We start from the raw sequence: 25698 nt of genomic DNA on the forward strand, positions 1-25698 counted from the left end.
CTGAAAGACTAAATAACAGTATTCAAAGACTACCTTTATTTATTCCACCTCGAAGATAGCTTGTATTTCTACAGGAGAATTAACAGGGATAGAGCTCGTTCCTAAAGTACCTCTAGCGTGCTTACCCTTATCGCCAAATATAGCTACGGATAAGTCAGATGCTACATTCATTAGATTAGCGTGTTGGGTATAATCAGTAGTAGTATTAAATATACCTGTCAGTTGTACCGTTTTCTTTACCTTGTTAAGGTCGCCATTTACTGCAAGTTTAAGCACAGCGATAACGTTAAGCATAGTTTGCTCTGTAGCTTTCTTAGCCTCTTCTTCTGTGACGTCTACTCCTACTTTACCAGGATAGAGTACTTTCCCCTCTTTTAGAGCCACTTGATTAATGAAGACAAGATTACCTGATCTAGAGTACGGAGTATAGTTCCCTACAGGATTAGGCGCTGTAGGTAGTATTATATTCTTTTGTTTTAACGTTGTTTCGATATCTGTAGTCGGTTGTTTAGCGATAGTAATTTCAGTCTTATTAAAAGTTCCTTTTAAGGCTGTAGCTACTTTAGCGAAGTTCATTCCTTGCTCATAAGCGACTAGTAATTCGCTCTCACTTGGGCGTACGACTGCCTTATTAGAGGCAAGGCTACTTGCTCCTAATACACTATTACCTTGCGGAATGCTGTTATCTATCTTCTCAGTAGTGCGGATACCATTAGATACTAATATCATACCGTGTACGGCTAGGCTATTCCAAAACGACTGTAAGGCTAGCTCTCTCCCTGCTCCACTTCCCGCAGACATAAATACTGCCGTTGGCATTCCCTCTAGGGCGTGAGCTGTCCACACATCTACCATCTGAGCTAGAAAGGCACTCATCGGGGTACTGATATTACCGAAGTACACAGGCGATCCCCATACGATACCATCGTAGCTAGGTAATTCTGATACTGTAGCAATAGGTATAGTGGATAACAACGGATTATCACTAGCCTTGACTAGCTTTATGGTTGCTTTGGTATCGGGGTTAGACGTTATTCCTTTTGCTATTTCTTGTGCCATTTTATACGTACCACCCTTGTCAGAATGGATTAATACTAATATGTTAGTAGGAGTCTCTTTTGCTGTGATTTTTGGGGAGATAAATAACGTTAGTATGGCTAATACTAGAATATGAATAGTTTTCATTGATTTGATTTTTAATTTGATACCAAAGGTATTGATGGCGTTTATATTATATTTGCCAAAAAGTATATGTATAACGACAATATCAAATGTGGATTAACCGAGAAGATAAATGGAGTGTATGAAGATACACATAACGTACAGGCGTATGTGTGGTATGAAGACAACTTCCTTCACGACGAATATCCCCACGCCCATCAGCGATATCAGTTGACCTATGTAGAACAAGGCTACCAATATCTCCATATAGACGATCGTATATACTTAATACCTCAGCATCACGTAGTGTGGATCCCATCAGGACAACGCCACGCAACTACCTCTACAGCGACGGATATTAATCTGAAAGTACTGTTATATAAGGACGTCCCCAAAGAGACGTTCTATGCGCAAGTGCACGTGTTCCCTGCTCCTACTGTACTTAGAGAAATGCTGCACTATGCTTCTAAGTGGAACAGATCTGTGGCGTTAGACATAGAGAAAGAACAGTTCTTACAAGCCATCCTCGTGAGTTTAAAATACTTTTGTGAGGAGAACGAATCTCTCCAAATTCCCGTCCCGTCGGATCATAGGTTAAAGCCTGTCTGTGTCCATATTAATAAACAATATGAAATGGGATTAGATCTAGAGGAGTTGGCTATGCTATCGACTATGTCTGTGCGCAATCTACAGCGTTTATTCAAGCAAGAAACAGGGCTGACTCTACAGAAATACTTACAGCTTATCCGTATTCTAAAGAGTATCGAATTGTTAGATACCAAGGCGTTTACCCTAAGTGAGATTGCATTTAAGATAGGTTATAAAAGCCTTACTGCCTTTAGAAGTTCTTACCTAGAGATTATGAAGGCGTACCCTAAAGTGAAGAAATAGAAAGATCAAAATCACGCATACCCCTGACAAAAGGATGTCGCTGCCCTACTCTACTTTTGTGTCCTAATCTTAATAAAAACAAGTATGATACGAGTAAGTAATGCATCTGTATGTGCGATGGAATTCACAAGTTTTAAGAAGAAAACTGAGGTCAGTGATGACGAGTTGCTCTTCGCTGTATTGCGTTTTGAGCGACAGTTGACACAGGTAGAAGGTATAGTGTATCAATGCTTAGTGCGCAACTATGATAACGAGTATGCTAACGTACTATTCGCTACCTCTATGGAGACTATTAAATCCTTAGAAGCAGTGATCGGAAACACTAAAGAAACGCAAGACTTCTTCAGTATGGTAGAGATGAACTCTGTACAAGTAGAGTATCACGAGATCAATAAGCCTGATTTTGCCTTGCCTGAGTACTTCGGATGTATAGAGAAAGGCAAGTTCTCCTTAAAAGACAGTAATCAACAAACCGCTCTCCTACTTGCTTCTGATGCCGTCGAAGACACCTATCTAAACCAATATGAAAATACGAAAGGACACTTTATCTCTAGACGTGACGAGAACCAATATGCTGAAATAGTCTTAGGTCAGACTCTTGGAAGTACGAAGGAGATTTGCTATGGTTATTTTGAGAATATAGCCTGTCTTTCTCTTCTAGATTTAATAGACGAGAGCAGTATGAATTTAGGTTTTTGGTATGTAGTGGGATAAGTATAAAATATTTGAATTATGACTGACAATGTGATATTTATCCGTCAGTGACAAGATGGGTAGGAAACTGTTCATTTTCAGTAAAATAATGAGATAATTCGACAAAATTGATAAAACATTTAACTTGTACAAAATGTCTAGAAAAGGAGGTGAAATCTCCTTTTTGTACTTCTATATTTTGGGTGGTGGGCTTGTGGTGGGCTGTTGATAGGCAGTTGGTCGGCTGATAACATCGCAAAAGAGCCTATCACTACCCTATCACCTGCCTATGACATAACTATCAAGAGGAACAATCTTTGTGGATAGAAAAGATACCAATCAATAAAAACAAAAAATTATGGCAAAGTTGTCTCCTAAAGGACGAATGACAGGGGTGAGTGGACCTGTGTATTTTAGAACATTAAACAATGTGCAAATCGTACAAACTAGACCAGATCGATCTAATCAGAACAAAGAGAATAATCCGTCTGCGAAGTTGTTTAAACGCACGGCTTATAGTCTAAAAATCCTGCGTAGGAGTATTGAACTCTTTCTTGGTAATAGATATGAGTCTACTGCTCATCAGCGATTAATGGGACAAGTGATGAAAGCTTTGAGAAAGAATACAACACTTCCGATAACAGAGACTACAGTGTATAATACATCGATTGAGGATATTATCGGTTTTGAGTGGAATACGAAGCAGTTGTTTACAGATACTTTTTTAGGGGATATCGCGTTAGAAGTATTAACTGACAATAAGTTAAGTGTGAAGATAGATACGTTTATTCCAATAGAGCAAGTGGTTTTCCCTCCCCTATGCACACACGCAAGTATCCGCATAGAAGGATTCTTTATGAATGATATGGATGCTAACATTGGAAACGTAACGAATACACTATCTATTGATTTTAGCAAGAGTGATAAGGTCGTAGAATCCCCATTATTTAAGATCATAGTACCTGCAGGAAGTGACTTGAGGGTGGTGGTAGCAGAGATACAGTTCTTCTATCCTATCAATAACAACCCTAATCAGTTGACTCTGTATAATGGGAAGGATTTTAATCCGAGTGTGGTGGTGTATGTGGGGAGGTGATTTTTGAATGATAATTTACCGTATATTTATGGTAATTGTATTGATTTTAAGTAATTTAACTCTCTAATAATCAGAAGTAAAAGGATGTGTTATGAATAAAATATTAGTGTTTTTACTACTGTTTTTTGGATTAAACGCTTGTGGTCAACGACCGAATAAGGTTCAAGATAGACTTAATCAAAGCTATGTAGAGAGTACAAGAGCAATGTTTAAGCAGATAAAGGAGTACGATGAAGAACTAGAGTATATTCTTGCGGTTAAAGAATCTTATGGTTGTACTTATGAAGTGTTAGTGAATGGTTTTCCTGTTTTTAGCCATTATGATTCAGGAGTTTTTACGGGTAATATCCCTATAAATCAGGCTATCATAAAGAGTGGTGTACAGAAAGCGGAAGTAGTAGTAACTCCTGCTGTAGACGTGAACTATGGTAGCAAAAAGAGCTTAGATCTGAGCAAGTCTAAGTTTGATTTTAGTATTGTCTGTCAAAATAAGAGCGGAGAACTTACTACTGTTTATACCTATTCTCTTCCACAGTATGAGACCTCTTTAGCTGCATTCGAAGATAGTATTGTCTTTGATGTTCCTAAGGTGTGTTATGAACACGATGTACAGAATTGGGATAGTAGTGTAGATCTTCAGAGGGATGATAGGGCTAAGTTGCAGAAGGAGGTTGAGACAGTATATACCAATGTAATAGAGAGTTTTAATAAGGGTAAAGCAGAGGAATTGGCTCGTATTGCTTATAAGAGCCAATTAGACTATCATCAGTATTCTTATCTAAAAAGTAGTAGTTACGCTAATTTCTTAATTGATTTTTGGAAAAACAGTTATAAAAGCAAAGAGATAGAGCCTTTAAAAGATTATGAAATGAGGTTATATGCAGGCGGTCGGATAGTAAAGTTAGTACGGGTAGATAAGGAGAATTATAATAAATCCCCCTTGGCACTTGTAGCTCGAGATGGTGGAAGGACTAGTTTTTATGAGATTAATCTACATAGACCGAAAGAAGGTGGTGCTTTAGAAGTGATTAGATGATATGAATGAAGTGTTAGTAAGTATAATTAAATAGATATGAGGAAGTTATTGATTTTAGTGGATTAAGACTTAATTAGTATGACATATATACAGTATTATTTAGATAGTGATGTTCCTAAGGATGAGGAATTACTTCATCTGAGAGTAGTAAGACTAATCAATAGTTGTCTCAGAAAGCAGAAGTTGAGTAAGAGATATCGCATTAATATTCATTGTTTAGAGAACGTAAGCACTAGAGAGTTAGAGATAGTGGGTAGAGTGATTTCGATACTAGTGCCTTTTAAACAAGGATTAACTATTACAGAGGTATTGTATATGTATCTAGATATCATAGATCGACTTAGTGTTGAATTTCTAATAGGTGTGGATGTTGAGAAACTTGATAACAATGTAAGAGACAATCTATTTAATGTTGAGTTTGTTTACCAACAGGGAAAAAGAAACAAGAGAGGGTTAATGTATCGTATCTATTATTGTTTTGAATCACTATCAATATTAACAGTAGGCATTGAGATGTTAGATAAGAATGATAATACGCTTTATAAAGTTCAGTTATTGACTTGTAGTTGTGGTGTATTAGTGGAGGATATTTTGATTAAGAATATACATACGGTTAAGTGGATAGATAACGACAGCATTCGGATTTATAGACCTACTAAAGTAGATTATTGGGAAGTGAGTGCTACAGGTGATGTTCTATATTATGATACTCGTGCTGAATCAGGTGATGCACATAGACAGTATGTACTCGCTATGATGTATAAAGAGGGTAAGGGAATGTTGGCTAATAATGAGCTTTATCTGTATTGGTTAGACAAAGCTGTAAAGCAAGGATTTGATAGAGCAATTAAAGAAAGGACAGCAAATCTATAATAGAAATGAGTAAAATAGAAGAAGTATTAGCCACTATAGCATTAAGCGAAGGCTGTGTTTTGAAAAAGTCATCTACGAACAAGGTTATACCTAGAGGATTGCCTTTAGATGTGGAGTATTTTTATACACATTATGATTCAGTTGATTTTTATTTAGATGAGCCATTTGGAATTAGGATAGTGACTTTAGGAGAGGTAATACCTACGAATAAGGTATTATATCCCGAAGGAGATGTGATATGGGAAGAGCTAGAAGGAGATATTAGTAATGACTGGTACTTAATAGCTGAGTCAGAACAGGTAGGTCAATACATTAGTATAGATTTAGATAGTAATTATTTAGGTCAGTGCTATGATAGTTATATAGATATCCATGCTGTGACAGGAGAAGCTATGGTCATCGCTCAGAGTTTTACAGAATTATTAGAGAGGCTATGCCAAAGTAAAGGAGAACAGTGGTATTGGGCTACAGGAGATTTTATATCTTATGGGGATGCATATGAGGATAGGGAAGAGTAATGAGAAACTTAATAGGGTAGCTTAAAACAACGTTATGAGAAAGGGGTTAATTATATTAGGGTGTTTGTTGCTATCTGTGGTGGGTATGGCTCAGCAGGGGGATGTGTTTTTAGAAAATAAAGAGGGCATATGGTATAATAAATGGACTGAGACACCTTATACAGGGGAATATCTATTGTGCTATGAGAATGGGGTGATAGAGAAGAGCTTAAATTATAAAGATGGAAAGTTAGAGGGGAAAGGGTGGTTGTATGATGAGAATGGTAATATACTAGCAGATGGTGTCTATAAGCATGGAATGCGCGATGGGGAGTTTAAAGAGTATTATGTGAGTGGTCAAATAATGACAATAGTAATGTTTACTAATGGGATAGAAGTAGGTGAGGCTAAAGAATATTACGAAAGTGGTCAACTGAAGAGTATTGGAATCATTAAGAATGAGTTGGGAGAAGGAGAGCGTAAGCAGTATTACGAGAGTGGCCAACTACATAGTGTAGGAATGTATAAGAATGGGAATGTTGAAGGGGAGTATAGGGAGTATTATGAGAACGGTCAACTGCAGAATATTGGAATTTATAAGAGAGGAAAAGTTGAAGGGGAATTTAAAGAGTATTACGAGAGCGGACAGCTACAGAGTATTGGGATGTATATGAAGGGGGGTGAGGAAGGGGAGCATAAAGAGTATTATGAGAGTGGTCAACTACAGCGTATAGGAATGTATAAGAATGGTGAAAGGAATGGTAAGTATAAAGAGTTTTATGAAGATGGTCAGTTGTTTAGTATTCAATTTGATAAAGAAGGCTTGGCTGATGGTGAGTATGTTAAAGTTCCTGTAAAAGGAATCATTAAGGAAGAGATGGTTTATAGGGATGGTGAGTTAGATGGATTAAGTACTAAGTATTATGAAAACGGTGAAGTATATATACAAGAGACTTATAACAAAGGAATACTCAATACAAAGAAAGTGTATAGTATGACAGGAAAAGTGCTAAAAGAGACTTTGTATTTAGATGGAGTGAATAATCGACTTGAAAAAGAGTATTACAGTAATGGGGTGGTAAGTGGAGAGACTCCCTATGTAAACGGGGTTAAAGAGGGAATCGAAATAAGATATTATGAATCAGGGTTAAAATACCAAGAAACACCTTATGTAAATGGGGTAATAATGGGCAGAAGCAAGAGATACTATGAGAATGGAGAGGTGTATGATATAGTATCATATAAAAATAATAAGTCCGAAGGATCTGCATGGTGGTTTCACGAAAATGGAAAGATCTATATGAGATTTAGTTATAAGGATGGGAAATTAGATGGGAAGATATCGACTTATTATGAGAATGGAAAAATAGATAATGAGTCCTATTATAGTAAAGGAAAGATAATGAAGAGAATATTTTACTTTGAGAATGGAAATATTAAGGACATTTTGATTTTTGAGAATGACCTGTTAGAAGGTAGAGGGGAAAAGTTTTATGATAATGGTAATCTATCAATGGTGTTTTCTTTTAAGAAAGGAAATTTAGACGGAAAGCAATATAGCTATTATAAGAATAAGAAGTTGAAGAATGAAGCTTACTATAAGGTTGATAAAAAGGAGGGAAAACATTTGTCTTATTATGAGAATGGGAAAATGAGTAAAGAAGAAAATTACTTAAATAATGTTTTAGAAGGCAAGCAATTATACTATACTGTTAAAGGAAAATTACAAAAAGAATGTAATTATTTAAACGGAGAACTACATGGATTAGCGACTGAGTATGACGAGAAAGGGAATGTAGTTAAGACTACGATGTATGAGAACGGAAAGGAAGTGATAAACTGAAAAGTTATTTTAAAGGGTGGAGGTTTAGATGTATATTTGTATTTCGGTTATTTAATCGTATTTTTAAAACACTGTAATTAATTAGATCAATGGAAAGTAAAGAGAGAATATCAATAAAGAATTTCGCAGGTATTGAGGAATTAGAAATGGATATTAAACCAATCAATATATTGATAGGTCCTCAAGGTGTGGGTAAAAGTGTGGTGGTGAAATTGATTTACTTTTTTAGGGATATTATTAATGATTTCTATCTTAAGAATCTTTATAGTATTGAAAGTATTGATGAGTTTAAAGATGGATTAAATACGAAGTTTTTTGAAATATTTGATTGTTGTGCATTCTGTAGTAAGAAGGAAGCCGTAATTAGTTATGAGAAAAATGGAGAAATTCTTTATGTTATAAAAGGAAGTAATAAAGAAGATTTTGAACTTAGTTTTTATAATAATATGATTAAGTTAATTAATGAAGTTTTTTTATTAGATGATGAGCTTAAATATCATCAATTGAATAATGGTATATCAGAAAAACTTTGGATTAGAAATAGTAACTTGCAAGAGAAGGTGAAAAACAAGATATTTAGAATTGTTGGTTATAATTATACTCCACAATTTTTCATACCAGCTGGAAGAAGTTTCTTTTCTACAATAGACACTAATATTTATTCAATAATTGGAAAAAATAGTAATAATTTGGACTATTTTATGATCCACTTCGGACAACTATATACGTTTTTTAAACAGATGTGTAAAGATAATGAAGGTAATAGTGATCTATTTGATAATGCTTTGAAGTCTATTATTGGCGGTGATTATTTTTTTGATGAAGATAAGATACAATACATTATACATAACGATGATAGAAGAGTGGAGATAAGAAATACTTCTTCGGGTCAACAAGAAGCACTTCCTCTTATCTTAGGGCTATCGTCTATTTATTATAAAAAGATTAGTAATGATAAGAGTACATTATACATCGAAGAACCTGAAGCTCATTTGTTTCCAACGGCGCAGAAGGCTATAGTAGAACTATTAGCAAAGACATATAATAGTAATCCTGATAATACACAGTTATTCATCACTACACATAGTCCGTATATATTGACTTCGTTTAATAATCTAATCTATGCAGGTAATATTATAAAAGACGATGAATCTAAACGCGAGGCTGTAGAGAAGGTAATAGCGAAAGACACATTGCTAGACTGTAGTCAGATAGGAGCTTATGCATTGACTAAAGATGGTCTTAAAGATTTGATAGATCAAGAGAACCATATTATTAATGCGGAATTATTAGATGAGGTATCTAATTTGATAGGTAGAGAATTTGACCAACTTTTAGATATTGAATATGCTGAGTAATATTGATAATAGTTGCTATATAACTGATTCTAGGAGTAAGTTTGTCTTTCAGGAGAATGGTAAAAAGATAACTTTGTGTAATATAGATAAAGTTGAGAGTACTAGAATAGACGTTGATGGATGTGCTGTTAAAGAAGGTATCAGATGTGATGGAATGTTAAAAGTTGATATGAAAGATCTTGATATATACATTGAATTAAAAGGAAGTGATGTTCTACATGGAGCAGATCAGATTATTAGAACGAGGAATATACTTGGAACTAATAAGAATTCAAAGGGATATATTGTTTGTAGTAGTGGCCCTAAAGTAAAAACTGATGGACAGAATGCAAAGAAGAAGGCAAGAGCAAAAGGAATAGATTTAGTTATAGAGACTAATCAGAGGGAATATGATTATTAAGACTTATGACTACGGTTATAAGTCTTTTTTTATGGATACTACCTCTTAAACACCATAAAAAACAGGGCTACCTGTATCGCTAGTATTGCGAAGAACTTGACCTTAAAGGAGTCTTTAGATATCTTATGTCTAAGTTTACTCATCGCTATCCACGCACCTAATGTACCTCCAAAAAAGCATAGGGACAGAAGATTCTTCTCAGAGACTCTGCGTCCATTCTTACGAGCTTGTTCCTTGTCATAGGCAAACATCGAAAAGGCTAAGTAATTAATTATAAATAAGTATAGGAATAAAAACTTCATAGGATTTATTTATTGCCCCAAAGGTAGTATTTTAGCTATTCTTAAAATAATAAAATATGACGTTGATTGAGTTTATTCAACAAGCTGTGAATGCAAGTGTGAAGAGTATTGAGAATACCTTATCTCTATTAGGTGAGGGTGGGACAATACCGTTTATCGCTCGATATAGAAAGGATAGTACGGGTAACTTAGATGAAGTAGCTATAGAGAAAATAGCGCGATATAGTGAGCTGTACGATGGAATAGTAAAGAGAAAAGAGTCTATCCTAAATTCGATAGAAGAACAAGGCAAACTAACTGATGAATTAAGACATAAGATCTCTAGTAGCTTTGACTTGACAGAGATTGAAGATTTGTATTTACCATATAAGAAAACACGCAAGACCAAGGCTGATACAGCTAGAGAGAATGGTCTAGAATCACTAGCGAAAGTGATTATGACACAGAATGCTACAGATGTAGAGTCTATCGCGTCTAAATATCTTAATGACAAGGTATGTAGTGAAGAGGAGGCTATACAAGGGGCATCTGATATCATCGCTGAGTGGATTAATGAGAATATGTATGTGCGTAAATCACTGAGAAGAAAGTTTCAACGTAGTGGGGTGATTTCTACTAAGGTGGTTAAGGCAAAGAAGGATGATGAGCTTGCACAGAAGTTCGTACAATACTTTGATTGGGCTGAACCTGTATACAAGATACCTGCACACCGTTTATTAGCTATACTAAGAGCTGAGAAGGAAGGTTTCATTAAGTTTAACGTAGCAATAGAGAAAGACGAGGCGATTAGCTTTATAGAAGACAATGTAGTAAAAGGAAAGAATGAGTGTGGGAAGATAGTAGGGAAGGCTGTAGCAGATAGCTATAAACGACTATTAGAACCTGCGTTATCTAACGAGGCATTAAGTGAGGCAAAAGAAAAAGCAGATGCTAATTCGATACAAGTATTCGCAGATAACCTTACGCAGTTATTATTAGGTTCGCCATTAGGTCAAAAGAGAATATTAGCACTAGATCCTGGGTTTAAGTCAGGGTGTAAGGTAGTCTGTCTAGATGAGCAAGGAGACTTGCTATATAACGAGACTATATTTCCTCACGCACCACAGAAGGACACAACTATGGCGATGAAGAAGATACGTTCTATGGTGAATGCCTATAATGTGGAGGCTATCGCTATCGGTAATGGTACTGCATCGAGAGAGACAGAGTTCTTTATTAAAAAGATAGCTTTTGACAAGCCTGTACAAGTATTTATAGTGAATGAGGCAGGAGCTTCTGTGTATTCTGCATCTAAGATAGCGAGAGATGAGTTTCCTACATATGACGTTACGGTTAGAGGAGCTGTGTCTATCGGACGTCGTCTATCAGATCCTTTAGCAGAGTTAGTGAAGATAGATCCTAAATCTATCGGTGTAGGTCAATATCAACACGATGTGGATCAGACGATGCTTAAGAAGGAGTTAGATAATGTGGTGATGAAATGTGTGAACTCAGTAGGAGTAAACCTTAATACAGCGAGTAAATCATTGTTAAGCTATGTGTCTGGTATTGGTGAGAAGATGGCTGAGAATATCGTGCAATATAGAGCTGATAACGGGCCATTCGAAAGTAGAGCAGCATTAAAAAAAGTACCTCGATTAGGAGAGAAAGCCTTTCAACAGGCGGCAGCATTCGTGCGTATTAAGGATGCAAAGAATCCATTAGATGATTCTGCAGTTCACCCAGAGGCATATAGTGTAGTAGAGAAGATTGCTAAGTATATGAAAGCCTCTATTGGTGATATGATTTCAAATAAAGCATTAATCGCTCAAGTGGATACTAAGAAATATGTTACTGGAGAAGTAGGAGTATTAGCATTACAAGATATCTTGAAAGAGTTAGAGAAGCCGGGACTTGATCCTAGACGTAGTGCTAAGATATTTGAGTTTGATCCAAGTGTGAAGCAGATTACGGATTTAAAGATAGGGCAAGTATTACCTGGTATTATCAATAATATCACCAACTTCGGTTGTTTTGTTGACGTTGGTATTAAAGAGAGCGGATTAGTACATATCTCTCAGTTAAAAGCAGGCTTTGTCTCTGATGTAAATGAGGTGGTTAAGCTGCATCAACACGTACAAGTGAAAGTTACTGATGTAGATGTAGCGAAAAAGAGAGTACAGCTATCTATGATCTTAGAATAATAAAATAACATTTATTTTAAAAATACTTTTCAAAAGTCTGTTTTTGGCACGGTAGTTGTTTTTAATATTGTACTTGAGTTTGAAACAATAAAGTGTTATTGAAAAAGAAAACAAGCAGGTAAGTAGTGTTTTTATTATGTTTTATAAGTGAAGTGCCTATCTTTTATTGTCAAGATAGGCGCTTTTTTTTTATTCCCATATTTGACTAACGTTGATTCGGTGTTTATAAGACAAAAAAAAGCGTTATACAGCCAAGGCTATATAACGCGTATATATAAGATATAAGAGCTGAGGTTACTCAGTCTTAGAATTGTCTTGAGTACTTTCTTTTTTAGTAGTTTGTTGAGCTGTATCTTCTTTTGTAGCATCTTTAAATTCTTTGATACCAGATCCAATACCTTTCATCAATTCAGGTATTTTCTTACCTCCGAATAATAATACTACAATAGCAATTACTAAAACGATTTGCCAAGGTCCAACTACTCCTAAAAATATGTGTAATGAGTTCATAATAATCTGTTTGAAACATTAATTTGGAACAAATATAGGAAGAAAAAAGTAAAACGCTTATTCGCAATAGGTTTTATTTAACTTTTAACGTTTTTGTGGTTCTGATTTTTCCCATTATATTGTGAATATTTAGATAAAGACTCTAAGTCAAATTTTATAATTATTATATTTGTGTAGTAATCTATGTACAGATGTTAGGAAAGGGCAACAAAAGTAAAAAGTGGAAAAGTACACTTCTAAGTAAATATCGCATTGTTATAGTTAATGACAAGACCTTTGAAGACGTAAAGTCTTTTAAGCTTAACTTGCTTAATGTTGTAGGGGCGAGTACTACTTTAGTATTTCTGTTTATCCTTTCTACAGTATTATTATTAGTATTGACTCCTCTTAAAGAATATATACCTGGATATTCTTCTGCAGAATTAAAGCAGAGAGCAGTCGAGTTAGCTTTAAAAGTAGATTCACTAGAGAATGAGTCTATGCGAAATCAAAAATACCTAAGTGCAGTTAAGAGTGCTTTGTTAGGAGAGATACAAGTAACAGAAGCGAGTATAGACTCTCTAAAGCTGACACAAAAACCATTAAATCAGATCGAGCACAAAGAACCTAGTGAAACAGACTTGAAGCTACGTGAAATGGTCAGACTAGAGGATAAGTATAACATCTTTGAAGAAAGTAAAGCCAAGGTTAGTCAAGTGTTGTTTAGCCCTATTAATGCTGAAATAGTGAAGAAGTATGATAGTAGATCTATGCATTTTGGTATTGACTTTAGAGCACCTGCTAATACTCCAGTCAAAGCAATAGGTAGAGGTACAGTACTATTTGTAGATTGGACAATAAAAGATGGATACACGATCATTTTATTACACGATGAAGGACTTATTTCGGTATATAAACATTTGACTACTTTAACTAAAGGAGAGTATGAGAGTGTACGATCAGGAGAAGTCATCGGACTATTTGATGGTAGTAGTGAAGCGTCTGCTTTAAATGCTTCAACTAAATATTTTCACTTCGAGTTATGGAAGGATTCATATCCACTAGATAGTTCATTATTTATAGACCTTGAATAAAAGTATATGTCAATAAAATCATTTGGAGCTAAGATATTTGCTTCAATTATACATAAGAAAACACAAAAGTGGGTTACAGACCCAGTGAATACACAAAAGAGGGTATTTGAACAGTTGATAGCTGATGCTAAACATACGGCATTTGGAAAAGACCATAATTTTGCCTATATTAATAGTTATGAAGATTTCGTAAAGCAAGTGCCAGTGCGAGACTACGAAGGACTAAAACCTTATGTAGATAGAGTAGTAGCAGGAGAGAAAGATGTGTTGTGGAAAGGGCAACCCTTATACTTCGCTAAAACTTCAGGTACTACTTCAGGTGCTAAATATATCCCGTTGACTAAAGAGTCTATGCCTTATCACATAGAGGCAGCTCGTAATGCTATCTTAGCTTATGTACATGAGACAGGTAAAGCGGACTTCGTGGATGGCAAGATGATATTCTTACAAGGGAGTCCGATACTTGATGAAAAGAATGGTATTAAGCTTGGTAGATTATCTGGTATAGTTGCACATTATGTTCCTGCATATTTACAGAAAAATAGATTACCTAGTCTTGAGACGAACTGTATTGAAGATTGGGAAACTAAAGTGGATGCAGTAGTTGAAGAAACTGTTGATCAGGATATGAGTGTGATCTCTGGTATCCCAAGTTGGGTACAAATGTACTTTGAAAAACTTAGAGAGAGAAAAGGAATGCCTGTGGGTGATATCTTCCCTAACTTTAATTTGTTCATCTATGGCGGTGTGAATTATGAGCCTTATAGAAGTAAGTTTGAACAAATGATAGGGCGTAAGGTTCCTTCAATAGAGTTGTTCCCTGCTTCAGAAGGTTTCTTTGCATATCAAGATACGCAGACAGAAAAAGGAATGCTGTTGCTTCTTAATGCTGGAATATTCTATGAGTTTATAAAAGTAGAAGATTTCTTTAATGAGAATGCAAAGCGATATACAATAGGTGAAGTGGAGTTAGGGGTAAACTATGTATTGATTATCTCTACGAATGCCGGGCTATGGGGATATAACATAGGAGATACAGTACAGTTCGTAAATCTAAAGCCTTATAGGGTGGTGGTATCAGGACGTATTAAACATTTTATATCAGCGTTCGGAGAACACGTAATTGGCAAGGAAGTTGAGTCAGCTATACAAGAAGCGATGGATGGGACTGGTGTAACTGTAAATGAGTTCACTGTAGCGCCGCAGATTAACCCTGAGGAGGGATTACCTTATCACGAGTGGCTGATAGAGTTTGGTAATGAACCAGAAGATTTAGATGCCTTTGCGTTAAAGGTAGATAATGCACTGAGAAAACAGAATATGTATTATGATGACTTAATAGTAGGAAAGGTGTTGAGAACATTAGTCATTTCTAAAGTAAAACAAGACGGCTTTCAAGAATATATGAAAAGTATAGGAAAGCTGGGAGGGCAAAATAAGTTGCCGCGATTAAGCAATGATAGAAACATCGCTGATCGATTAAAATTATATTAGTAATAGAAATAAAAAGACGTAAAAGGAGAAGTATATGAGAGAGATAAAAAATATATCGAGAACGAGAGCACAGGTATCATCTGCTGCAGTAGAACGTATGTATATCACAATGCGCCATTTGTTTAATAGAGGATTCTATAAGCCTATGGGTGTGTCTGGAGATACATTAAGAGAAGCCTTATTAGAGTTGCGTCCAGAAATATATGGTACAATAGCAGAGGAAAAAGTAGAGTTAAACGGATTATTATATGTTATAGAACGCCTTCCGATAGGGATAGAAGAATGTCGTTATATCAACTTGACATCTGATGAAGGTTACTCTTTCTCACATTTTACAGCAATAGTACCACCTAAGAGAAGAAGAAACTGTTACCGAATAGATGAGGAGCAAATGAATATTGAGATTACTAGAGGTAGATCAGATATTTATGATGTGTTGACACACTTGACTTTTATATTCATTGAATCACATAAGATTAAAGATCGTGTGCTGATAGGAGAAGACGGAAAAGTAACAAGAGATTGGAAAAAAATAGAGACAGGAGCAAATAAGAAAGAACCATTAGAATTAGAAGAGAAAGAGGTAGTAATGTCTCACTTGTCTAATGTATTAGGTCGTTCTTTTGCTGAGGTACTAGATGTATATGAGAAGTTCGCTACACCTGAGAATCCTGATCGTTTCTTAGATGTAATCTATTGGTTAGGTAAATTAGCAATAGAAGAAGATGTCTATAATGATAAACGTACGATTACGTTTAGTCCATTATTAAGAGAGCGTTTAGGACACCATATTTATGGTGAGATGTGGTCAGATAGAATCAAGGAAGTATTAACTGAAAAAGGTTTATTAGAACGCCCTATCCACTTAATCAGTGCGAATATGCACAGTGTGATGAACTCAATCTTCGCACCAGCTGTAGTAAAGAGTGAATTAGAAGTGAGTTCTGAACTAGAAGTATATGAAGAATTAAGTAAGCCTGAAAATAAGCATCTTAGAGATTTAGTTAAAGAGCGTGCTGAAAGAGAAGGTATGGTATTCTTAAAAGATGAATCAGGTACTAATATCGATGTACAGATCTTCGATACAGCGATGATTAATCTTAAAGAGACGAATTTTAATACAGCAACTGTAGATGGAGAGTATCCTGTGATTATAGTGATGGACTACGCATTCGGTGAACAAGCTTATGAGACTATTGATGAGCTTCTAAAACCGTACAAAAAGACTACGATGATAGATGTAGAGTCTGTGTCTATTATGGGTAAAGCAGGTATCCTAGTAGGAGATAAAGGAGATATAATGATTCCTTTTGCTCATATTAATGAAGGAACTGGAGACAACTATCCTTTTGACAACGAGTTGACTGTAGATATGTTTAAGAATGATGATATTCCTGTATTCGGAGGAACGATGGTAACAGTATTAGGGACATCACTTCAGAATAAAGACTTACTGAAGTTCTTCCACGATTCTACTTGGGGTGTAATCGGTCTAGAAATGGAAGGAGCACATTACCAAAAAGCAATACAGTCTGCTTCTAAGATTAGAAAAAGTATCAATCCAAATGTAAAAGTTAGATATGCATACTATGCTTCTGATAACCCATTAGAAACAGGTAGTACACTAGCTTCAGGAGGATTAGGAACAACAGGAGTAAAGCCAACATATTTAATCACAATAAAGATATTAGAGCAAATCTTTAATATTAAGTAATTAAAAGATGTAGTTTAAGATAAAAAAAGCCACAGTAAGAGAGATTACTGTGGCTTTTTGCTTTTTTATATTTTTAATTGTGAATTTAATAGTAATTTTATAGACTTAGAATTTATTTAAGAGAATGAATATAATCAGTACAAACATAGAAGACTGTCTAGTGATAGAACCAAAGGTGTTTTTCGATGAGAGAGGATACTTCTTTGAGAGTTTTAACGAAACTGTTTTTCAGAAGGAGACAGGGTTATCTGTGCGTTTTATTCAAGATAATCAGTCTAAATCATCTAGAGGTGTTCTTAGAGGACTTCATTACCAAAGAGCAGAATATCAACAGGCAAAGTTAGTGCGTGTATTGCAAGGGGAGGTATTAGATGTAGTGGTTGATTTGCGCAAAGATTCTAGTACATATGGTCAACACTTTACAGAGGTGTTATCAGATAGTAATTTTAAACAAGTGTATATACCTAGAGGATGTGCACACGGATTTATAGTGAGAAGTGAGTATGCTATCTTCTCTTATAAGTGTGATAATATCTACAATAAAGAATCAGAGGGCGGTATTAAATATGACGATCCTAGTTTAGGAATTGATTGGGAGTTTAATCTTGAAGAGGTTATAGTTTCTGAGAAAGATAAAGTATTGCCTTTATTTGAAAAAGCATTGTCCTTATGGTAAGAATTTTAGTAACAGGTGCAGGAGGACAGAGTGGGCAGTGTTTACAGTCTATTAGTCAGGAATATAAGGAGGTGGAATTTGTTTTTATGAATTCTACAGAATTAGATATTACGGATGAAGTACGAGTAAATGAGGTTTTCAGTAAAGAGCATCCTGATTATTGCCTTAATTTAGCCGCTTATACAGCCGTTGACAAGGCGGAGGATGAAGTAGATCTAGCTTATAAAGTGAATGCTGAGGCGGTATTATACTTAGTAAAATCTTGTCAAAAGTACAATGTTACTTTAGTTCATATATCTACTGATTTTGTCTTTGATGGAGAGAAAAATACTCCTTATATGGTGTCAGATGTTCCTAATCCTATTAATGTATATGGAGCTTCTAAGCTAAAAGGAGAGGAGTATATTAAAGCGTCTTTAGAGAAGTATTATATCGTACGTACTTCTTGGGTTTATTCTGATTATGGACATAACTTTAAGAAGACTATGCTTCGATTAGCAGAGACGAGAGATGAGGTAAGTGTAGTGTGTGATCAGGTAGGATGTCCTACAGATGCAGTGGAGTTAGTAAAATATTTATTGTTCCTGATGCAAGAAAAACAAGAATATGGGGTTTACCATTATAGAGGTAATGTAGTTTGCTCATGGTATGAGTTCGCTCTGTCTATATTCAAAGAAAATAATATAAATATAAAAGTTAATCCAATAGGTACTGAGGAATACCCTAGTAGGGCTAGAAGACCGAAGTATAGTGTGTTGGGGGTGATAAAATAAAACCAAGTTAGTATGTTAATGACAATGCATAGAGTAGCTCATGCTATTTATAAAAGGAGGATACCTGTTATACCACGTTTAATATATGTATTACAATATCTTGTATCAAATTCAGCAGTACCACCATCAACAAAAATTGGTAAACGTACAAAGTTTGCATATAGAGGAATTGGTGTGGTAATTCATAAAGAAGCAATTATAGGAGATGATTGTATGATAGGACAAGGTATGACTATTGGAGGAAGAAGTAAACATATTGAAGTACCTATCATTGGTAATAATGTATATATGGGCGCGGGTTCAAGAGTTTTAGGACCTATCAAAATAGGTAATAATGTTATTATTGGTCCAAATGCAGTTGTTTTAAGTGATTTGCCAGATAATTGTATTGCAGTAGGTATTCCTGCTAGAATTATTAAGGAAAATGTGAATGTAAATGATTTTATATAGAAAGTGAATTTAAAAGTAATAAAGGATTTAGTTTTAAATAATCTATCCCAAGGGCTTCAGTTTGGATTTCAATGGTTGTTGAATATTGTTGTTTTAAAGACATTAGGAGTAGATTTTTTTGGAGAATATGCATTTTACTATTCTATTTCAAGTTTCTTAATGCCTATTTTGGCATTCGGTAGTTATATATACCTAATGAAGGAAAGTTTCGTAAATAAAGATGATGCTATCAGTAATTTTGTTGTTTCTAGTCAAGTGCAGATTGTTTTCTTTTTAATTATAAGTATTTTAAGTTGCTTTCTTTTTCTTTTTTTTAGAGATATGGGAACATTTTCCTATTTAGTTTTATCTTTATTTAATGGGTATTTATTGAGTTTAAATACTTTAATATTTATTTTTCATAAAAGTGTTGGGGACTTTAAAAACGAGCTAAAAGTTAATATTATAAAAGCATTGTTAATATTTATTTTAATAATTTTTGTTTTAATTACTAAGAATAAAATATCTAATGTTTTGTTGTTAAGTAGCTTGCTTTTAATTAATATATTATCGTTTTTTTGTAGTGTATTTATATCCAAAATACTGTCTTATAGGGATTTGAGAAGGGTTTTTAGCTTCAGTTATATTGAAATAAAGAAAAGAGTTTTTATACAAAGATATTTTGGAATACAAGATATTTTTACAGCTTCTTTTGTTCAAGGAGGTATGTTAATACTACCCTTGTTTGTAATGGATGAGATTTATGGTATGTATAGAGGATTATTGTTAATTGTAGCACCGTTTGCATTATTGAACCTTGCTTTTGCACAAGTCTTGTTAAATCAAATTAAGAATGCTACTTCTTATGAAAAAGGTAGAATATTTCACTCTTTGCAAAAAATAGCGATTCCAATTTTGTTAGTGATCTTAGGTGTGATGTATGTATTTCGAGAATTTATTTTAGATAAAATAGCAAAGTTAGAATTGACAGAAACAATAAATCAAGCTTATATAGGAGTTCTATTTGTTATCTTATTTAGTTTTGTTTATTCAGGTTATGAAATGCTACTGGTGGCTTTAAATAAACAGAAGATGCGTTTTATAATTATGGTAGTTGGAGCCTTAGTGAATTTGATTACTATTTTTACATTATTACCTAAATATGGTATTATAGGAGCTATAGGGACTAATGTTATATCAGCGTTTATTGTATTTATTTTAATTTTTTCAATAGGAGAAAAAGAGTTAAAAAAAGTTTAAGTTATGTGTGGGATTTTAGGAAGTATCAATCTAGCATTTGGAGAGGATACATTAGAAACAATATATCATAGAGGTCCAGATAGTGGTGCTATAAAAAGCTTTACTATAGGAGATAATACTATTTATTTAGGACATCGACGATTAGCTATAGTTGAGCTAACAGAAGCAGGATATCAACCAATGAGTACAAAACAACAAGATTTTGTTATTGTATTTAATGGTGAGATCTATAATCATTTAGAATTAAGAGATAAGCTTAAAGAAATTGAGTTCAAGGGAAATTCTGATACGGAAACTATATTATATTACTTAGCTAAATTTGGTATTAAAGGTGTAAAAGACTTTAATGGAATCTTTAGTTTTTGTCTATTGGATCGAATTAATCAGAAGATATATTTGGTCAGAGATCATTTTGGAGTTAAGCCATTATATTATTTTTTGAACGAAGCTAAAGAGTTGATGTTTTCATCTGAGATTAGACCTTTACGTCATTATAAAAGAAAGCTGACTATTGATAAAGAGAATATAGCAGAACTACTAAAACTGAGATATAATCCTGCACCTGATACTGTATATGAAGGAATATTAAAAGTCCGCCCAGGACATATTTTAGAGTATAATCTAAAAGATAATACTTCTTCTATCTGTAACTATATTGATCCTATACAGATTACCAAAGATTATAGTTTCAGTCAAGCAGTTGATAAATATGGACAGTTGTTTGAAGCAGCAGTGCAACGTCAATTAATGTCTGATGTAGAAATAGGAACGTTATTAAGTGGAGGTATAGATTCTGCTTTAGTAACATACTTTGCTCAAAAACATTCAAAAAACAAGATAAAGACTTATACAGTAGGTTTTGAAGAGAATGAGTTTGCTAATGAAATAGAGGATGCACAGAAGTCCGCCGATTTTCTAAATACAGATCACCATAATATAATAATTTCGTCTAATAACTTTAAGAAAGTCTTCGAGGAAACTTGTCGTATTGTAGAAGAACCTTTAGGAACTACTTCAATATTGCCAATGTATTATCTAAACGAAGCTATAAGCAAAGATTTGAAAGTTGTGTTGACAGGGCAAGGGGCAGATGAGCCTTTAGGTGGATATACTCGCTATAAAGGTGAGATCTTAGCACATAAGTATCCTTCTTTTATGTTTCAATTAGCAGGACCAATTGCTAATTATACCAAGAAGGAGAAATGGATAAGAGCAGCCCAGTCATTATCTATTAAAGATGATATTAAACGATGGGAGAATATTTACTCTTTGTTTACAGATAAAGAGATAGCAAGTTTGATAGGAATAAAGGATAGTAAAAGTTATGATAAAATAGCGTATTACTATAATCTATTAAATTGTAAAGAGAAAAGAGGAGTTGAGGGAATGATGGCAGTGGATCTTAGAATGAATCTCGCGGATGATTTATTAATGTATACAGATAAGGTTTCTATGAATTTTACAATAGAAACAAGGGTACCTATGTTAGATACAGAATTAATACGTTTTTTAGAGTCGTTACCTTATGATTACAAGATTGCCGATGGAGAAACAAAGAAAATACATAAAGCTTTTGCAAGAGAAGTATTGCCTGAAGAGATAATAAATCGACCTAAAAAAGGATTTATGTCTCCTACTGAAAAATGGTTTAGGGAAGAATTAGGAGAATATTACATTCAGATGATTAAAGAAAGCAATAGTACTTATTTTGAAGTTTTTAGTAAGAATGCAGTGTTAGATATATTTGAACAACATAAGAAGGGATTTAATAGAGAGAAGCAGATATTTACTTTACTATCAATGTATTATTTATTTACGGAATAATGAAATTAGCAATTATAACGTCAAGGTATCCAAAAGAGAATCAACCATATAATCATATGTTTGTTCATGTAAGAGCATTGTATTTCCGTTCGCAAGGAATTGACGTCACGATTTTTGTACCTGCAAAGGAGAAGAGTGTATATAACTATCAAGGGATTGATGTAGTAGAGGATGTGTCAAGTAATATAATTTCTGTATTAGGGAAGTACGATTTGTTATACCTGCATTTACTAAATCAATATCCATTAAAGAACGGTGGTTTTAGTATATATAACGCTATTTTAAAGAATAAATATCCTGTTGCTATCTATATACATGGAACAGATGTGTTAGTGTATCCAGAGTATTTAGATGACTTTAAATGGACAGTAAAGGGGATAGTCAAGTATTTATATATAAATACTTGGAATCACTTTATGATGAATCGCTTTTTGAAGCAAATAAGTTCATCACATAAGTATTTGATAATGACTCCTTCTAAGTGGATGAAAAATCATACAGAAAAGATATTTAAGAGGACATTCGATAAATTCTATTTTGTTCCAAATGGTATCGATACAGAGCTTTTTGATGTTCCATTTAACTTTGATAATAGGTATAAGATTGTAACTGTTAGACCTCTTTCAGATCCGAAATATGGTGTAGATATGTCTATTGAGTTAATGCGGTTTTTACCAAAGCAATTCACTTTAGATATTTATGGTAAAGGAGAATTAAAAGCGCAGTATAATGATTTGATTAAAAAATATAAATTAGAAAACAGAGTTAGAATTATTGACGATTTTATTGAGCGCAATGATTTGCCTAGTCTTTTTTCTAATTATGGAATCTTTAGTGCATTTACTCTGTTTGATTCACAAGGTGTTATTATGTGTGAAGCTATGGCTAGTCGTCTTTTAACAATTAGTAACGATAATTCTGCAATTAGTGAGTTTATTAAAGATGATATTGGAGGATTAGTCGAAAGCGATTATATACTTTTAGCTCAACGAATCATTAGTTTAACAAAGGATGAAACAGCGATGAGTGAAGTAGTAGCATGCGGTAGAGGGCTGATGGAAGATATTAATTGGATGAAACAAGGAGAAAAAGAACTTCTGTTGTTAAAAGATATTATATGATAGAGGTTATGAAAAATAAGATAAAGAAGTTGGACTTGATTATTCCATATTTGTTATTCCCATTATTGATATTTGATATGCTTAATGGGCTTTTATATGAAAATGAAATACAATTTTTTATGTCTGTCAGTCAGTTGTATAAACTTGTAATTGTATTTCTGTTTTGTTTAAGATTGACCGTCAATTCAAAAGTTTTCAAAATAATATTGTTTTATTGTTGTCTATTGTTCATTCCTACATTAGTTCAAATATTTTTTTATGAAGCAAGCCTAAGTCTTCTTTTTAATGATGCCATAAGAACTTCAAAGTATTTAATCATTATAATATCTTTTTTTTATTTTAAAGACTTCTTGTCTGATATTAAAAACAAATTCGGAATTATATTAAAGTGGATGAAGTTTTCATTTTGGGTTGTTGCATTAAATCTTTTGATTAAAATAATAGGGCTAGGGTATCCTATGTATGAAACTGGGAACATTGGAACAAGGGGATATTTTATAGCTGGAAATGAAATATCAGCTTTGCTAATCGTTCTTTCTGCTTTTATTGGTTATTACTATTTAGTTGTATTAAAGAATAGCAGAATATTTGTGTTTTATGGAGTATTAAGTTTTATTTTAGGATTATTAATAAGCTCGAAAACAGGAATGTTAGGAATTGTATTAGTTTATGGTGCAATGTTATTAAGTAACTATGATTACTCAAAAGCAATCTCAAAAGGATTATTAATTAAGGCTATAGGTGGTACTGTTAGTGTTTTTTGTTTAATAGTGTTATTTGTCTTAAATAGTTCTATTTTAGATAGGTATATAGCGTTTTGGGGTAAATTAGATTTTATGACCTTCATGTTGTCTAGTCGAAATCTATATTTAGAAGAGATATTGATAATCATAAATGAGAATTATAGCAGTGTTGATTATCTTATAGGAGTTGGTCCTACGAAATATTATGAATTGGCTACGAAATTTGTTGAAATTGATTTTATTGATATCTTTTTTTCTTATGGAGTAATAGGAGTATTATCTTTAGTCTACTTCTATTGGAGAATTTTAAAAGAGGCAATAACTATAAAGAGAGATAACAGAAGTGAGTTTGTTACTTTGTCTATTGTTTTATTGTTTTTTCTCTTAATATTATCATTTTTATCGGGGCATATTCTGAATTCGGGGATTGCAGGTATCTATATAGGTTTTACCTTTGCAGTAATGTATTACAAAAAATCACATGGATAAGAAGATTGTATTCTTTACTAGTAGTTTATTTTGCTTTGCTTTGCCATTGAGTACTAAGTTTGCAAATATGGCTCTATTTGCTTTTATTATTTCTATAGTTTATTATAAATTTAAAGCAAGAGAAAATAAATTAAGACTAGGCATTACTTTAAAGCAATTATTGTTTCAAACAACAGGTTTTTTAATTCTTTTATTAACCATAGGATTATTATTTACAGAGGACAGGGTTGGAGCACTAAAATTTTATGGAAGGTACTCGAGTTATCTTTTAGTGCCGGTATTTTTAAGCTTAGTAGACGTTGAAATGTTTCCTAAGATAAAGCGTAGTGGTTTCAGGGGGGTAATCATTGGAGCAACAATAAGTGGAATCTATTTGCTATGTTTTAATTTTTATAAGTACTTTAATTTTAAAGGGAGGGTAGTAGTTGAGTCAGATCTATTTGGATACAATTTTACATATCATGAATTTACAACCCCAATAAATATGCATCCTACATTCCTAGGATTATACTTAGTATTATCGTTTGTTGGATTATGTGAATTTAGAAATTTGTTTAAGAACTATCTTAGAGTTATTATTGGAACTCTTTTAATTATAACGTTAGTTTTTTTAAATTCAAGAGTACCATTTGTTGCATTTCTTGTTTATTTAGTGATGTATTTCTGTCGTTTATTGTTAGGGGATATATCTTATAAGGTAAAAATAAAGCGTTTCCTATTGATATTTGGGGGAAGTATAACTGTAGTAATGTTGTTATTAGTGATATTAAAGAACACTTATTTTTATCAACGTTTTTCAAATCATATTATTTGGGAATTAAGTATTAACAAAGGAACTTCTTATGATGGTGTTAATGCTAATGATAGTCGACTTAGTAGATGGGTAGCAATTACAAAAAAAGGATTTGAAAAACCTATTTTTGGATATGGTTCAGGTTCAGATGATAAAATAGCGATTATTGCATATGAAGAAGAGAGATTAGAATATGCCTTGCAAAATCGTTATGGACCTCATAATCAATTTCTATCAATTTTCATTGATTTTGGTTTATTCGGTTTATTTATCTGTCTATATTATTTTGGTTACAATATATATATGGCAAGGAAACAGTATGATTTTATTGGACTGTTTTTCTTTTTGATCACTTCCTTTGCTTGTATTTTTGATTCTTTATTGTATTTGAATGCAGGAGTAATTTTCTTTGCTTTTTTTGGAAATATGTTTACAATTGAATTGATAAAAAAAAGAGATATTTAGT

At 33.5% G+C, this 25698-nt stretch carries 24 protein-coding genes; 21 read left to right on the forward strand and 3 right to left on the reverse strand.

Annotated features, from left to right (window positions below; genetic code table 11):
* Positions 1-39: 39 nt before the first annotated feature.
* Positions 40-1185, reverse strand: a complete 1146-nt coding sequence (locus tag CF599_RS08625) for an Atu1372/SO_1960 family protein (protein WP_121965630.1) — start codon at positions 1183-1185, stop codon at positions 40-42.
* 66 nt (positions 1186-1251) lie between these two features.
* Here CF599_RS08625 and CF599_RS08630 point away from each other — a divergent pair, with 66 nt between their 5' ends.
* The 9 genes from CF599_RS08630 to CF599_RS08670 all read left to right on the forward strand — a co-directional run bounded on the left by CF599_RS08630 (position 1252) and on the right by CF599_RS08670 (position 9848).
* The gene (locus CF599_RS08630) at positions 1252-2052 is read left to right on the forward strand and encodes an AraC family transcriptional regulator (RefSeq protein WP_121965631.1); all 801 of its coding nucleotides are present in this window, start codon (positions 1252-1254) and stop codon (positions 2050-2052) included.
* Between the two features lie 84 nt (positions 2053-2136).
* Positions 2137-2766, forward strand: coding sequence for a hypothetical protein (locus tag CF599_RS08635; protein ID WP_121965632.1), 630 nt, complete (start codon positions 2137-2139; stop codon positions 2764-2766).
* A gap of 337 nt (positions 2767-3103) precedes the next feature.
* Positions 3104-3841, forward strand: a complete 738-nt coding sequence (locus tag CF599_RS08640; protein ID WP_121965633.1) for a hypothetical protein — start codon at positions 3104-3106, stop codon at positions 3839-3841.
* Positions 3842-3932: 91 nt separating this feature from the next.
* Entirely contained in the window at positions 3933-4877 is a 945-nt protein-coding gene (locus CF599_RS08645; protein ID WP_121965634.1) for a hypothetical protein, read from the forward strand.
* Between the two features lie 78 nt (positions 4878-4955).
* Positions 4956-5750 carry a sel1 repeat family protein gene (locus tag CF599_RS08650; RefSeq protein ID WP_121965635.1) on the forward strand — a complete coding sequence of 265 codons (795 nt, stop codon included), beginning with the start codon at positions 4956-4958 and terminating at the stop codon, positions 5748-5750.
* A gap of 5 nt (positions 5751-5755) precedes the next feature.
* Positions 5756-6268, forward strand: coding sequence for an SMI1/KNR4 family protein (locus CF599_RS08655; RefSeq protein ID WP_121965636.1), 513 nt, complete (start codon positions 5756-5758; stop codon positions 6266-6268).
* 34 nt (positions 6269-6302) lie between these two features.
* Positions 6303-8090 (forward strand): toxin-antitoxin system YwqK family antitoxin, encoded by a 1788-nt coding sequence (locus CF599_RS08660; RefSeq protein ID WP_121965637.1) that lies wholly within the window; start codon positions 6303-6305, stop codon positions 8088-8090.
* A gap of 89 nt (positions 8091-8179) precedes the next feature.
* Complete coding sequence (locus tag CF599_RS08665; RefSeq protein ID WP_121965638.1) at positions 8180-9448, forward strand: AAA family ATPase; 1269 nt, start codon at positions 8180-8182, stop codon at positions 9446-9448.
* Entirely contained in the window at positions 9438-9848 is a 411-nt protein-coding gene (locus CF599_RS08670) for a hypothetical protein (RefSeq protein WP_121965639.1), read from the forward strand. The genes CF599_RS08665 and CF599_RS08670 overlap by 11 nt, the downstream gene beginning before the upstream one ends.
* A gap of 38 nt (positions 9849-9886) precedes the next feature.
* Here the strand turns inward: CF599_RS08670 and CF599_RS08675 are convergent, their stop codons facing one another.
* On the reverse strand, positions 9887-10150 hold the full coding sequence (locus CF599_RS08675) for a DUF1294 domain-containing protein (protein WP_121965640.1): 264 nt from the start codon (positions 10148-10150) through the stop codon (positions 9887-9889).
* A 56-nt stretch (positions 10151-10206) separates the two neighbouring features.
* Here CF599_RS08675 and CF599_RS08680 point away from each other — a divergent pair, with 56 nt between their 5' ends.
* Positions 10207-12333: a Tex family protein gene (locus CF599_RS08680; protein WP_121965641.1), complete on the forward strand. Its 2127-nt coding sequence runs from the start codon at positions 10207-10209 to the stop codon at positions 12331-12333.
* A gap of 294 nt (positions 12334-12627) precedes the next feature.
* Here CF599_RS08680 and CF599_RS08685 read toward each other — a convergent pair whose 3' ends face one another.
* Positions 12628-12843, reverse strand: a complete 216-nt coding sequence (locus CF599_RS08685; protein ID WP_121965642.1) for a twin-arginine translocase TatA/TatE family subunit — start codon at positions 12841-12843, stop codon at positions 12628-12630.
* A 191-nt stretch (positions 12844-13034) separates the two neighbouring features.
* On the opposite strand from CF599_RS08685, the gene CF599_RS08690 reads away from it, so the two are divergent.
* The 11 genes from CF599_RS08690 (at position 13035) to CF599_RS08740 (ending at position 25697) form a co-directional block, all read left to right on the forward strand.
* The gene (locus tag CF599_RS08690; protein WP_121965643.1) at positions 13035-13916 is read left to right on the forward strand and encodes a murein hydrolase activator EnvC; all 882 of its coding nucleotides are present in this window, start codon (positions 13035-13037) and stop codon (positions 13914-13916) included.
* Between the two features lie 6 nt (positions 13917-13922).
* Entirely contained in the window at positions 13923-15410 is a 1488-nt protein-coding gene (locus tag CF599_RS08695) for a GH3 auxin-responsive promoter family protein (RefSeq protein ID WP_121965644.1), read from the forward strand.
* Positions 15411-15444: 34 nt separating this feature from the next.
* Complete coding sequence (locus CF599_RS08700) at positions 15445-17124, forward strand: hypothetical protein (protein WP_121965645.1); 1680 nt, start codon at positions 15445-15447, stop codon at positions 17122-17124.
* A 124-nt stretch (positions 17125-17248) separates the two neighbouring features.
* The gene (gene rfbC, locus CF599_RS08705; protein WP_121965646.1) at positions 17249-17800 is read left to right on the forward strand and encodes a dTDP-4-dehydrorhamnose 3,5-epimerase; all 552 of its coding nucleotides are present in this window, start codon (positions 17249-17251) and stop codon (positions 17798-17800) included.
* A complete protein-coding gene (gene rfbD / locus CF599_RS08710; RefSeq protein WP_121965647.1) occupies positions 17794-18573 on the forward strand; it encodes a dTDP-4-dehydrorhamnose reductase in 780 nt (259 codons plus the stop codon). Before rfbC ends, rfbD begins: the two co-directional genes overlap by 7 nt.
* A gap of 12 nt (positions 18574-18585) precedes the next feature.
* Entirely contained in the window at positions 18586-19023 is a 438-nt protein-coding gene (locus CF599_RS08715; protein ID WP_254050266.1) for a serine O-acetyltransferase, read from the forward strand.
* 3 nt (positions 19024-19026) lie between these two features.
* Positions 19027-20262, forward strand: a complete 1236-nt coding sequence (locus CF599_RS08720; protein ID WP_121965649.1) for a lipopolysaccharide biosynthesis protein — start codon at positions 19027-19029, stop codon at positions 20260-20262.
* Between the two features lie 3 nt (positions 20263-20265).
* Complete coding sequence (gene asnB, locus CF599_RS08725) at positions 20266-22086, forward strand: asparagine synthase (glutamine-hydrolyzing) (RefSeq protein ID WP_121965650.1); 1821 nt, start codon at positions 20266-20268, stop codon at positions 22084-22086.
* On the forward strand, positions 22086-23207 hold the full coding sequence (locus CF599_RS08730) for a glycosyltransferase family 4 protein (protein WP_121965651.1): 1122 nt from the start codon (positions 22086-22088) through the stop codon (positions 23205-23207). The genes asnB and CF599_RS08730 overlap by 1 nt, the downstream gene beginning before the upstream one ends.
* 8 nt (positions 23208-23215) lie before the next feature.
* Positions 23216-24439 (forward strand): O-antigen ligase family protein, encoded by a 1224-nt coding sequence (locus tag CF599_RS08735; RefSeq protein ID WP_254050267.1) that lies wholly within the window; start codon positions 23216-23218, stop codon positions 24437-24439.
* Positions 24432-25697, forward strand: coding sequence for an O-antigen ligase (locus tag CF599_RS08740; protein WP_121965652.1), 1266 nt, complete (start codon positions 24432-24434; stop codon positions 25695-25697). The genes CF599_RS08735 and CF599_RS08740 overlap by 8 nt, the downstream gene beginning before the upstream one ends.
* Position 25698: the final 1 nt, after the last annotated feature.

Origin of the sequence: Myroides sp. N17-2 (genome assembly GCF_002286775.1) — a bacterium.
GTDB lineage: Bacteria > Bacteroidota > Bacteroidia > Flavobacteriales > Flavobacteriaceae > Flavobacterium.